Here is a 13,345-nt window from a genome sequence, read left to right as displayed (position 1 = left end):
AATAACTATGAACGCCCGTGTTTCATCATCGTTGTATGGATCAAGAAGTTGCACCACTGTAGAACTTGACGATATTGTCCATATTGCTGATGTCTGCAATCACACAGGAAAGCTCCTACAAGCACACAGTTCATACTGGGCAAATCTACCCGCCTCCATGTCTCGTTTCCGTGCAATGGCTCCATTATGCCCTGCTTGGCAGATGGGTGTTTCTCGCGCATTAGGAGGAGCTTCCTCAACAGTTGGAGTGAGCACCTATGGTTGCACAATCGATACTACAACTAGTATCGGCAATGACAATATTGCTTATGAACATATCGGCATAGATACAATGCTTTTACAACAGCGTAGTGCTGATGAAAGTGAAGCACTTTCACAAGTAGGCACTGCCCTGATACTGCTTGCCGACAAACTTACACAAGCGCATAGCCTATATTCGCATGCAGAACATACCGTAGACCGTATTATTAATGAAGGTATTGAACTTGGGTTTGAAATATCTCCAAAATATACCTCTTTAGGTTTTGCAGCTTTAGCAGCACTCGGTGTTATTCGAGGATCAATTGTTGAGCAGCGCTTTAACCCAATCTACGCTATTACTGACACGTGGTGGGCACAAGAAGGCCTCCTAGCTGGATTTGGAAACCTTATTACCCTTGGCAATAGCAAGCAAGCTATGGCTGTAGGACTTGTTAGTACATCCGAAGTGAATCGTGCTGCCTCAAAAATCAGTATGGTTACCGCACCTGCGAATAATATCCTGTTTGGTGATACGCTTAGCGTCCAAGAGATATATCCAAAGCGTGGTATTACTACCACTGATTCCATTGCATCATCACTCGATAATGTCCATGATATGCGATTAAACCATGTGGATTATGGCTCTATTGCTATTGAACAATTCAAGCAACCTGATGGCACTCGTTCATGGATGGTAACGATTCCTGGAACAGATGGTCACCTCGACTCACCATTTAGTTGGCAAACTAATATCGAGCTGATGAGCGCTCGTGCCAGTCAGCGCAAACTTGCTGACAGTGCGCGTATGGTCGATCAGGCAATGACTATGGCAGGTATACAGCCTGGAGAACCAGTTGCTATGGTTGGCCATTCCCAAGGAGGTATTGTTGCGGCAACTATGGCATCAGACTTTGCTGATAAATATACTATTAGTCATATTGTTACTGCAGGATCTCCTATTGCCAACCATCCAATTGCGTCGCAAACATGGGTGACCAGCATTGAAATGAATGATGAACTCGTTTCTAATCTTGATGGTGCACGCAATCCAATGACTGACCAATGGCTTACTGTACGGGGTACTAGTATGCCACCACAAACTGGATATAGTGGTATTACTCAACGCGAAACGCAAGCCACTGCAACTACTCCATCACTGCCACGCTACACTACTGTTCAATCTCTCCCACAGCTTTCCGCAGATTCTTCCGCGCAACGTGCTACTCGATCTACGAATACGCTCTCGCACCCAACACCAACAACATCTACTATGCCTTACTTGAACGCACATACTCAGGGCACTGAAGTGGAACACTCAGGTGATAGAAAGTTCCTGAGTCATGAAATGTGGTATATGAAAGCCGCGTGGAAAGATGCACAGCAACTCGGTGCTCCAGATCTTGCTAGGCATGAACAGCATTTTGATCAAATCGTTCAAGGCGAGCATATTTCTACACAGTATTTCCGTGGTCGTATCAGTAAAAATTAACAATACTCATGTTACTTTATGGACATTATGCCCGCAGCGTTTACGGCTTCATATATGGTTGTACGTATGAAGCTGACTGATATTACTCCAGCAATTGCCGTCAGTCCATTAGACGGTCGTTATCAACGCCAAGCTGCACCTATTGCCGAATATCTTAGTGAACCTGCACTCAATCGTGAGCGTATTGTTGTTGAAGTAGAGTGGATGATTCTGCTCGCCAACGGCATGGGTAATGGATCTCTTATCCCAGGCGTTCAACCTTTTACCGATGAAGAGATGGATTACTTACGCTCTCTAGCAACTGACTTTGATGCCAACAGTATCGAACAGCTTGCGGCTCATGAGGCAATCACTCACCACGATGTGAAGGCTGTCGAATATTTCATCGACGATGCACTCGATCGTGCACCAAGCGTACTCGGTGAAAACTGCGATCTACCTCGTCTCAAGCCTCTAGTACATTTTGCATGCACATCAGAAGATATTAATAACCTCTCCTACGCTCGCTGTATCAAACAAGCCATCGAATTAGTGTGGCTTCCTGCTGCTGAGGCAATTGTTAATCACCTTGCCGAGCATGCTGAGCAGTATAAAGATATGCCATTACTCGCGCTTACCCACGGACAGCCTGCTACTCCAACCACTCTTGGTAAAGAGCTTTCTGTTTACGTGTATCGTTTGCGTAGGCAGCTTGAGCGCATTGCTGATCAAGAATATTTGGGCAAAATCAATGGTGCTACCGGCACCTTTGGCGCACATACCGCTGCTCTTCCACAGGTTGATTGGATTGCAGTTTCTCGAGAGTTTGTCGAAACACGCCTCGGATTAACATGGAATCCTCTTACTACGCAGATTGAATCGCATGATTGGCAGGCTGAACTCTATAGCACTATTAGTCATGTGAACCATATTTTGCATAATCTTGCGCAAGATGTGTGGATGTATATCTCTCGAGGAGTTTTTGCTCAGGTTCCAGTTAAGGGAGCTACTGGTTCTAGCACTATGCCACACAAAGTTAATCCTATTCGTTTTGAAAATGCCGAAGCAAATCTCGAACTTTCTTGTGCGTTACTGGACTCTCTTGCTGCTACGTTGGTGGAAAGCCGCTGGCAGCGAGATTTAACAGATTCCACTACACAGCGCAATATTGGTTCTGCGCTTGGCTATAGCCTACTTGCCCTTGATAATTTGTTAGGCGGACTTAAGTCCATTCACCCAAATAATTTAGTTATTGAGCGTGAGCTGAATGAGAATTGGGAAGTCTTGGGCGAGCCAATTCAAACGGCTATGCGTGCCGCAGCATTACAAGGTCGCGCTGGCATGGATAAGCCGTACGAAAAAGTAAAAGAATTGATGCGCGGACACGCTATTAGTAAAAATGATGTAGAGCGCTTTATTGATACATTAGATTTTGATGAAGCTACTGCACAACGTCTTCGTGCATTAACTCCTGCTACTTATACAGGTATTGCTAGCACTCTTGTTGAATTTGACTAATTAGCAGAAATAGCAATACCTTACCTACTTAAGGCTGTTTGTATTCAGAGTGATTACAAATAGCCTTTTTGTATGCGGATACTAAAGAAATACTTGATAAGCACTGTATATATTGCCTTCTCAGTGCCCCGAACACAATACTTTGCATCTAACAGGTGTAGAGTACAGATACAGCAACGTATAGGTAAGTCCAATACCCTATTACACTAGTGTCAGATATAATGCTGTAGTAATACAGGACACAGCTACAGAAGCACTGCAGAACACTATTGACCACATACAATGAGAGTTGCATTGCAAGCAAACAAAATAAGTACCGTTATGAATCAACAACAAACGACATCGCCTAATCAACCTCATATTGAGGATATCCCTGCCAGTAGAGTGCGCGATATACGCGATGTTATTAACGCTATGTTTGCTTTTTTAGCGGGCATACTAGTAGTGCTTGCAGCCGTATATTTGCGGGGAGCTACACTTGGAGTGCAGGCTGATGCGCATCATGCTAGCGCATTAGTCCCTTGGCTAGTAGAGCTTCCCATGAGCTTGTTGCAGCAAGTTATTACCATCGGCGTAGTACTTGCCGTATTGGTCAGCTTACTTATTCGATCGCAGTGGGTGCAGTCTGTCAGTGCAGTTATTGCCATGTTTCTTGGGTTAAGCGCTACCGAGCTACTCAATATACTGCTCACCCACTATGGATCAGCCACTCTGATATATGCCTTAACTGGAAGTGTGTTACTTAATGGCGATACTGCGGTTATTATTCCCGATATTATCGCCGGTCTATGTGCTTTCTTAAGTGCCGCAGGAAATCATCGGCTTTACACTAGCGTGCGCTGGAGCTGGAATACCATTATTGTTTTCACCGTAATTACGGTTATGCTTAATGTGTATCCTCTTGCAGCTATAGCGTGCGCGGTTGCTCTTGGTAGATGCATTGGACTTCTGATTCGTTTTGCAGTGGGTACACAAAATCAAGGAGCATGGGGAGCAGATCTTATTCAAGCGCTCGCATTGATGGGATACCATGTGCATGCGCTGCAACGCCTTGACTATGCACAACTCGAACAATGTCATGCAGTCAGCCCTGTTGTAGTTTCCCATACCAACGAACAGACGATTTTTAACACAGCTCTCAGCACATTCGATGATCAAACACCACGTTCACGCCTGTATCAAGTAACATGCTGCGATTCAGCTTGTAAGGATTTTCAAGGAAAAACACAAACATACATTGCTTCTGTAAGCGATGAACACACCAGTGCTGCCGGTTATGTTACACAAATATGGCATCTTATCCGCCTTGCTTCTGGAATTGATCTGCGCACTGACCGCTCAGTGTCGCAAGCATCACATCATCATGCCGATATTCTTCTAGCATTACGCAATATTGGCATCACAGTTCCTCATGTGCTCGCTCGCACAGAATACAAAGCATCATCAATTACTTTGTTTGAAAACGGCAGCCAATTTACTCAAGTTGATTGGCAAACCGTCTCTGATACGCAAATTTTAGAAGCACTCCAACAGTTAAACCTCGCTCATAGCAAAGGCATTACTCATCGCAATATTGGTATCGACAGTTTTGCTATGTATACCAATACTGCATATGAACCATGTGCTGGGTGGTCCACTCAAGACGATGTATCCTCATGTACTCACTATGCTGAGCCGACTCATGCTCACGAGCCCACTAGTACTCATATGGTACTTTCTGGCTGGATTCATGGCGATGATGCAAGTTCCGCTTCTACTATTGCTCTTGATCGCGTTCAAGCGCTTACAGCACTCACCTGTCAGATTGGTTTGGAGCGCACACTACAACTGGCACAGCAGGTATGGGATGATGCCACTCTAGCTTCTCTTGTACCATTTGTACAACGCGTGGCCGTAGCCTCGTCAACGAAAAACTCTACACAATACAGCCGAAAAATACTGGTTAGTTTGCGCGAACACCTGACTCAGCTTATTCCAGACAACGATAACGAGCCACTAGAACCAGCTTCACTTGCGCGATTTAGCCCTAAAAATATCCTGACATGGGCACTGGTTATTATTGCTGTTTCTATTACCGTCACACAAATTAACCCGCACGAATTTATTGTTGCATTGCAATCAGCGAATCCTTGGATGGCAGGCTTATGTTTTGTATTTGGTATTGCTTCCTGGGCTGGCTCTGCACTTGCACTAGGTGTTTTTATTGACCCTGATAAACGTAAACCTGTTGCTATTCTTGCTTCGCAGGCTGTAGGCACGTTTACAACCGCCTCTATGCCAGCAGGAGTAGGCCCAGCAGTTATTAATCTGCAATATGTGCGAAAGTGTGGATATAAAACAACCACAGCAAGCGCGATTATGAGTGCTGTTGTAGCAGTTCAGGCCGCAACTATTATTATATTATTGCTTATTATTGGCGTGTTTACAGGACGCAATACTCTCTCTGGCATGATACCGACAAATTTAGTGGTTGCTGTAATAGGCATTGTGGCGCTTATCGCATCTGGAGCAATGATTATCCCATACACACGCCGCATTATTCTCGAACATGTGCTGCCAAAGGTGCTGACATATGCCCGTCAATTACTTGACCTACTCACGCGCCCTCAGACAATTGCTCTTGCAAGTCTCGGATGGCTATTACAAAGTGTGCTCTTGGGATTGAGTTTTTGGGCTGCTTTACTGGCTTTTGGACAACAAGCTAATCCAATTGAAACGATTTTTATTTTTGTTCTCACCAACACTGTTGCTTCTGCTGTTCCTACACCCGGTGGGCTTGGAGCCATTGAGGCAGCATTAGCACTTGGCTTTACTTCGTTAGGAGTTCCTTACGCTGTAGCTTTAAGTTCCACACTGCTATTTCGTCTTCTGACGTATTGGCTACGTTTACCAATTGGTGCTATCGCATTACGCTGGATGAATGCTACTGGCGCACTGTAGTAGTACTACTCGCCTCTTACTGTCAGCACGGAAAAGTACAGTATGTGTAGGCTTAGAGTGTGGTTTACGCGAAAAATGGTGTGAGTTGTGGAGAAAATGACACAGAACACACTTTTTTTCTAAAATTACCAATATTTTGGCACACTTTACGCTACAATCGTTGTGGTTCAAGGGTTTTCCGATAGGCGGAGAACCACTGATAGAAGGAATTTGCATCATGGCATACAATAAGTCGGAACTGGTATCCAAGATCGCTCAGAAGTCCAACCTCACCAAGTCCCAGGCTGAGGCTGCCGTTGACGCATTCAAGGATGTTTTGATTGAGTCCTTGAAGGAAGGCGAAGGCATTAAGCTCACTGGCGTACTTTCTGCAACTCGCGTAAAGCGCTCTGCTCGTACCGGTCGCAACCCACGCACTGGTGAAACCATCGATATTCCATCACGTTACGGTGTAAAGCTCACCGCTGGCACCGAGCTCAAGCGTGCAGTTTCCGAAGAGTAAAACGGTACTGTATTCAGCTTGTGGCAGTGCTGTAAGCTGAAATTTAACAGCGTAATGCCCTAGTAGAGAGAATCTACTAGGGCATTTTCTGTATCACTATTACGTTTACGTGTACATCCAATCAATATGCATATGCTCTTCAACTTTATCCCATGCCACAGGATACCCAGCGCCATGAGCACAAAACACTGAATCAGGAGTATGCTCAAGATCCGCAACCGGCTGATACTGATATTCACTGATCACTGCATCAGCATTGTGACATGGTTCATACCCGCTCACCACACACGATAATCTCCCGCTACCATGCGAATACGCAGCTACTTCTGTAGCATACTCATGCATAGTTGCAACCGGACAAGTGCCCTGTATCAGTGCTGTACCGTAATCTGTCATTTCAGGAGCCTCAAGTACACCATGCATACGCTGAATATCAGATAGTGCCCTACCTACATATGCTGTAGGCACTTCAAGTGTAAACCGATACCATGGTTCAAGCAGCACACACATACCTTGCTGGCGAGCGCGCATCAACCCTTGCCTTACTGCGCGGTATGTTGCTTGACGAAAATCTCCACCTTCTGTGTGCTTTTCGTGCCCACGCCCTGCAAGCAAGGTGAGTTTCACATCTGTTATAGGAGCGCCTATCAGTACTCCTTTATGTTCGCGCTCTTGTAAATGCGTCATAATAAGTTTACGCCAATTAACACTGAGCGCATTAGGATCGCATTGTGAGGCATAGGTTATGCCAGTGCCTGATGCATTAGGTTCAATCAGCACATGTACTTCTGCATAATGCCGTAATGGTTCAAAATGTCCTACTCCTTCGATCGCAGCAGTAACACTTTCTTTATAAATAATGCCTGCGGGCACGCATTGCACATCTAATCCAAATTGATCATGCAACCGTGATACAAGTACTTCTTGTTGTATAGCGCCCATGCACTGTATGTGAATCTGCCCTATTTCACTCACCCATTGCACATGTAATAGCGGATCCTCATCTTCGCACTCGTATAATGCTGTTAAACAGCGATGTAGAGTTACTTCATCGAACTGTGGTAACTGAGCAAGACGTCTATGCTTTGACTCTACATCAGATAGGGGTTCACTACTGTGCCTCTTATATTCATCCTCATTCAAGTCACTTTCTTGGATAGCACGCCCACTCACAGCAGCATCATTTTCAATATCCCCATCACTTGTGTACTCTACCCCGTCAGAAGAAGCAGGTACCACCGCATAATTAAGCACGGGTTGCAGTTGTGGATCCATGTCATCCGCTTCTGCTCCTAATCCCATTCCGGGAGTAGTCCATTGCAGCCCTGTAACCGCACAAACATAACCTGCAGGAATGCTCGGAGCAATAGTAAATGAATCTGCATCATAGACTCTGACTTGATCTACTTTCTCTTCCCAATACTCTTCGTGAGCATGTTGCGTTGTTAAAGATGTGTGACTTCCCGACTGAGCGTGCGGTTGGTGATGCTGAGCATGATACGTTCCTGTTACCAATGCTTTTGCCAGCAGTGTTCCCCCAGTAACTTTTAACCATGTAAGTCTAGCGTGCTGAGGATCATGAGAAATCTTAAATACTTTTGCACCAAAATCTGCGCCATACTGCGGCTCAATACACCATTGACTTAATCGCATCAGTAGCGTACGAATATTGATTTGTTTTAATGCAGCTACAGGAATACAAGCAAAAAGTTCTTCATCAGCAATCAACCGACTTATGGTTGAGGCGCTTATAGCGCCAGTATCTAATGCTTCTTGTAAAGCAAGCTCATCACATAATGCAATTTCATCAACAAGCTCGCCTCTTATATTGCCAGCATTATCAATCTCAGATAATCCATGCCCTGCTTCGGTAGGCACAGCTGCAGATGCTGTACTATCTTGATATATCGTGCCATCCAAAATTGCATCACCTATAGGCACTTCATCCATCAGCACACAGTTGTCGCTTAAATGCTGACGTATGTCTTGATAAACCGCCTGAATATCCACACCAGCGGCATCAATTTTATTGATAACAACAATGGTCGGAATATGGTGTTTTCTTAATAGATGCCAGAGAGTTTGTGTATGACTCTGCACGCCATCTGTAGCACTGACCACTAATAGCGCATAGTCAAGCACCGATATTACACGCTCAGTTTCAGCGCCAAAATCAACATGCCCAGGAGTGTCCAGCAATGTCATATCAAGATTGTCAAAGCTGCATTGTGTTTGATGTGCCAGCATAGTAATACCACGCTTACGCTCAAGATCAGTAGTATCCAAATACGTATCAGCATGATCTACGCGACCAAATTTTCGTATTTTTCCAGTTTCAAACAGTATTGCTTCTGATAACGTGGTTTTGCCAGCATCAACATGTGCCAATATGCCAGTAACAATATGGGTTTGTGTTTTTTCAGTCCGGTCCTGCTGGCGCTTGTTTGTTTGATTGTGTTGTACTGTCATGGGCTGCACATTACCTCGACTGTTGTGTGTTTATTCCGGTATAAGCATGAAGTTATCGTTTGACATCGCAGATGTACTGTTGACATATTACGCACTGCACTTTTACTATTATTTTACGCATTGCTTATCAGAGTTTGTTGAGTGAAGTACTTCTGCAAACTTGCAACACTTGCCAAAGGAGCACTATGCCAAAAGTAATTAAATCTGCCCCTAAACCGAATCCTTTTGACACGCTTGATGCTAGGCACATACTCGACGAGCATGAACTTGATGAACTACTTCACACACTGAGCACTCGATTTACAAATATGCAACCATTACATCCTTCGCTTTCTTGGACTACTGTACAAGATGCATTGGTACATAATCCAGAACTTCAAGCTTCACTTGCTGTTATGGAAGCTACTGGAGGAGAACTAACATGTGTGCAATGGCAGCATGATGAAACACTTTCTTGGGTCGACTGTAGCGAGCAAACGCCGCAAGGTAGGCGGGCACTGTGCTATGACCTGGCAGCATGGCAAGCACGAAAAGCCAATAAACCATATGGGGATGCAGTTACTTATGCGCAACGACTTGGTGGAAGATTATTAAATCAAGAAGAGTACTTATACTTGCGGTCTCTGATGGATCTCGATACAAAAACATCGAGCTGGCTCGATACCCCATCCACAGTACGCGAGCTTGGAGGGGCACTATTTGGCGATAAACGGTATGCGACAACCTTTATTTACCATAATGGTGCAGATTCATATTACTCAGCACGAGGTTTTCGAGTGCGTATCGATATGACTATTTGAAATACACTAAGACTACCAAGAACAACAATGGGGATGGATGTCTTGGAACGACACCATCCCCATGTTCAGATATCTAGCTTAACTACGCTTTTGCAACACTAACCTGTAGTTCCTGCACATTTTGAGGCTCTACAGTCAATGTGGTAGCCAAGGTTTCTCCCGCAATTAGGTCACGGAATTGCTCTAACTTGGCAGCATCAGCTTCAGGAGCCTGCAACGTAAGGACGATGCGGTCGGTAATCTCCAATCCAGCTTCCTTACGCGCGTCCTGCACTGCGCGAATTGCGTCACGCGCATAACCCTCAGCAAGCAGATCCGCGTCCAATGTGGTATTCATCACGATGAATCCGCCCTTCGGCAGGCTGGCACTAGCTACAGACGTATGCGCATCTTCTTCAGCAAGTTCCACACGGTTGATCAGCTCAAATTCTCCCTGAACGAGAGCAAGCTCACCATTGGGTGTGTCCACTACTGGCATTCCGTCTTCGCCAACATGCCAATTACCAGACTTGGAAGCACGAATAGCAAACTGCACATTCTTACCCAAACGAGGACCAGCAGCACGCGCATTCACCTTCAGTTCGTTAACAATACGCAATCCATGCTGTTCAGCATCATCCAAGCGCACAAGTGCAATATGCTTAATATTGAGCTCAGACTTCAGCACGTCAGTGTATGGCTCAATAGCCTGCACATCAGCACCTACCACGGTCAACGTAGAAAGTGGCTGACGGACGCGGATTTGCTGAGCTTTACGCAAAGACAAAGTGCCTGACACCACATCGCGCACCTGTTCCATAGCGGCTACCAGATCAGGGTCATCAACAAGCACAGCACCAAGTTCAGTCACCGCACCAGTATGCTCATCAGCAAGGAATGGCCAATCGGTTAAATGCACTGATTCGCCGCCGGTAAGACCTCGCCAAATAGCTTCACTTTCCATTGGAGCAAGCGGAGCCATTACGCGAGCAAGTACTTCTAACGCAGTGTAGAGCGTGTTGAAGGCATGCTCGTCTTCATTCCAGAAACGGTCTCGAGTATTGCGAATATACCAATTTGTCAGCACGTCAATAAAATCAGATACTGCATCACAAGCATTGGAGATTTCAAAATGATCCAACTGCTCTTGTACTTGCGCCACCAACTGATGTAAGCGTGCCAAAAGATACTTATCCATCTGAGGCAAGGACGCAACTTCTTCCGTACGCAGCATTCGAGCATCGTATCCTGCTCCATGATTGGCTGCATTTGCGTACATGGTAAAGAAGTAATACGAGCTCCACACCGGCAACATGACCTGACGCACTGTATCGCGAATACCTTCAGCAGTTACAATAAGGTTGCCGCCACGCAAAATTGGCGAACTCATGAGGAACCAGCGCATTGCATCAGAGCCGTACTTATCGAAGACGCCGTTGACATCTGGATAGTTGCGCAGATGCTTACTCATTTTCTGTCCGTCAGAGCCGAGCACAATACCATGGCAAATGACGTTCTTGTATGCAGGACGGTCAAACAATGCCGTTGCCATAATATGCATGGTATAGAACCAGCCACGAGTCTGCCCAATGTATTCAACAATGTAGTCACATGGGAAGTGCTGCTCGAAATACTCTTTATTCTCAAACGGGTAATGGAATTGAGCAAATGGCATAGAACCAGACTCAAACCAGCAATCAAGCACATCACTAATACGATGCATTGTAGACTTACCCGTAGGATCATCTGGGTTTGGTCGGGTCAATTCATCAATATACGGGCGGTGCATATTGATATTGCCTTCATGATCACGCGGGTAGTCACCAAAATCGCGCTTTAACTCTTCCAAAGAGCCATACACATCTACACGCGGATAGTTTGGATCATCTGATACCCACACTGGAATTGGGGAACCCCAGAAACGGTTACGAGAAATCGACCAGTCACGCGCATTGGCAAGCCACTTGCCGAACTGACCATCTTTCACATTGCCCGGAATCCAGTTGATTTCTTGATTCAATTCCAGCAAACGATCTTTAATCTTGGTCACAGAGACAAACCAAGAGCTTACTGGCTTATAGATCAATGGTGTTGCACAACGCCAGCAGTGAGGATATGAGTGCACATAGCTCTTCTCTTGGAACAACAACGCGCGATGCTCTTCAGGCACCTGAGCAAGTGGACCATCCCCCGCACGCAAATTGCGCAAAATTGGCGAGTTAGCGTCAAAAACACTTAAGCCTTCGTACTCTGGGCAAGCGTCAGTAAAACGGCAACCTGCATCGAGCACATCAGTGGAACGAATATTATGCGCATTCAGCGTATTCATATCGTCCTCACCATAAGGAGCCTGATGCACTAAACCAGTACCTTCTGTGGTATCAACATAGTCAGCAGTAAAAATCTGATATGCGTTTGGTCCAGGAGTGCCAGCTTCGCTCGTCGCTGCATCAGAAGCAAAATATGGGAATACCGGCCAGTAGCGCCAGCCCACCATGTCAGAGCCTTTCAGCTCACGCACTACTTCATAGTTTTCGCCAAGTTCCTTCTCGTATGAGCCGACTAGTGCTTTTGCGAAATAGAACTTCTTACCAGCAAACTTACCCTCTGTTGGCTGCACTTCTACATAGTCAATATCCGCACCGACTACAATTGCAAAGTTCGTTGGCACAGTCCACGGTGTAGTAGTCCAGAACACAGCATAAGCGTCTTCTTCATCGCGAAGCTTTACTGCCACAGAGACTGTAGTATCCTGTCGGTTCTGATACACATCATCGTCCATGCGCAACTCGTGTGCGCTCAATGGTGTCTGGTCTTTTGGACAGTATGGCAATACACGATAACCTTGATATGCTAGGCCTTTATCATATAGTTGCTTAAAAGCCCACATCACTGATTCCATGTATGGAATATTTAAGGTCTTATATCCATGCTCAAAATCAACCCAGCGTGCTTGACGGTGCACATAATCTTGCCACTCATTCGTGTATTTGAGCACTGAAGTACGGCAGGCATCATTAAACTTGTCGATTCCCATTTCCTCAATCTGCTCGACTGAGTCAATACCAAGCTCTTTTTGCGCTTCAAGTTCTGCTGGAAGACCATGCGTATCCCAACCGAATACACGGTTGACTTTACGCCCCTTCATCGTCTGGTAACGTGGAATAACATCCTTGGCATAGCCTGTTAATAAATGACCGTAATGTGGCAAACCGTTAGCAAACGGAGGACCATCGAAAAATACAAACTCATTACCTGAGTGATCGCCTGAAGGACGCTGTTCCACTGACTTCTGGAAAGTATCGTCCTGATCCCAATACTTGAGGATGCTGACCTCAAGGTCGGGGAAACTTGGGTTTGGCATTACCTGCTGCATACCGTCTTGAGCGGTTGCCTTTGGGAACGTATTGCTCACCGTTGCTCCTCGCA

7 protein-coding genes are annotated in these 13,345 nt (G+C 45.6%); 5 read left to right on the top strand and 2 right to left on the bottom strand.

The features are described 5' to 3' along the window. Positions 1 to 7 precede the first annotated feature (7 nt). The 4 genes from IEU85_RS01175 (at position 8) to IEU85_RS01160 (ending at position 6,668) form a co-directional block, all read left to right on the top strand. Complete coding sequence (locus IEU85_RS01175) at positions 8 to 1,729, top strand: lipase family alpha/beta hydrolase (RefSeq protein ID WP_188354417.1); 1,722 nt, start codon at positions 8 to 10, stop codon at positions 1,727 to 1,729. 66 nt (positions 1,730 to 1,795) lie between these two features. Continuing rightward, positions 1,796 to 3,226 (top strand): adenylosuccinate lyase, encoded by a 1,431-nt coding sequence (gene purB / locus IEU85_RS01170; protein ID WP_188354962.1) that lies wholly within the window; start codon positions 1,796 to 1,798, stop codon positions 3,224 to 3,226. A gap of 321 nt (positions 3,227 to 3,547) precedes the next feature. After that, on the top strand, positions 3,548 to 6,166 hold the full coding sequence (locus IEU85_RS01165) for a lysylphosphatidylglycerol synthase transmembrane domain-containing protein (protein ID WP_188354416.1): 2,619 nt from the start codon (positions 3,548 to 3,550) through the stop codon (positions 6,164 to 6,166). Positions 6,167 to 6,383: 217 nt separating this feature from the next. Beyond that, on the top strand, positions 6,384 to 6,668 hold the full coding sequence (locus tag IEU85_RS01160) for an HU family DNA-binding protein (protein WP_188354415.1): 285 nt from the start codon (positions 6,384 to 6,386) through the stop codon (positions 6,666 to 6,668). A gap of 105 nt (positions 6,669 to 6,773) precedes the next feature. Here the strand turns inward: IEU85_RS01160 and IEU85_RS01155 are convergent, their stop codons facing one another. Then, positions 6,774 to 9,137, bottom strand: coding sequence for an elongation factor G (locus tag IEU85_RS01155; protein WP_188354414.1), 2,364 nt, complete (start codon positions 9,135 to 9,137; stop codon positions 6,774 to 6,776). Positions 9,138 to 9,322: 185 nt separating this feature from the next. Here IEU85_RS01155 and IEU85_RS01150 point away from each other — a divergent pair, with 185 nt between their 5' ends. Beyond that, entirely contained in the window at positions 9,323 to 9,937 is a 615-nt protein-coding gene (locus IEU85_RS01150) for a DUF4256 domain-containing protein (RefSeq protein ID WP_188354413.1), read from the top strand. 82 nt (positions 9,938 to 10,019) lie between these two features. Here the strand turns inward: IEU85_RS01150 and ileS are convergent, their stop codons facing one another. Next, a complete protein-coding gene (gene ileS, locus IEU85_RS01145; protein WP_188354961.1) occupies positions 10,020 to 13,292 on the bottom strand; it encodes a mupirocin-resistant isoleucine--tRNA ligase in 3,273 nt (1,090 codons plus the stop codon). Positions 13,293 to 13,345 lie beyond the last annotated feature (53 nt).

It is taken from the genome of Galliscardovia ingluviei, assembly GCF_014635685.1.
GTDB classification, from domain to species: domain Bacteria; phylum Actinomycetota; class Actinomycetes; order Actinomycetales; family Bifidobacteriaceae; genus Galliscardovia; species Galliscardovia ingluviei.
This window is presented reverse-complemented; position numbering and strand designations above follow the sequence as displayed.

Bases quoted from the DNA above. Each gene is read 5' to 3' on its own strand.
- purB (WP_188354962.1), top strand. From the start codon at position 1,796: ATGAAGCTGACTGATATTACTCCAGCAATTGCCGTCAGTCCATTAGAC.
- IEU85_RS01150 (WP_188354413.1), top strand. From the start codon at position 9,323: ATGCCAAAAGTAATTAAATCTGCCCCTAAACCGAATCCTTTTGACACG.
- ileS (WP_188354961.1), bottom strand. From the start codon at position 13,292: ATGCAGCAGGTAATGCCAAACCCAAGTTTCCCCGACCTTGAGGTCAGC.
- IEU85_RS01160 (WP_188354415.1), top strand. From the start codon at position 6,384: ATGGCATACAATAAGTCGGAACTGGTATCCAAGATCGCTCAGAAGTCC.
- IEU85_RS01175 (WP_188354417.1), top strand. From the start codon at position 8: ATGAACGCCCGTGTTTCATCATCGTTGTATGGATCAAGAAGTTGCACC.
- IEU85_RS01155 (WP_188354414.1), bottom strand. From the start codon at position 9,137: ATGACAGTACAACACAATCAAACAAACAAGCGCCAGCAGGACCGGACT.
- IEU85_RS01165 (WP_188354416.1), top strand. From the start codon at position 3,548: ATGAATCAACAACAAACGACATCGCCTAATCAACCTCATATTGAGGAT.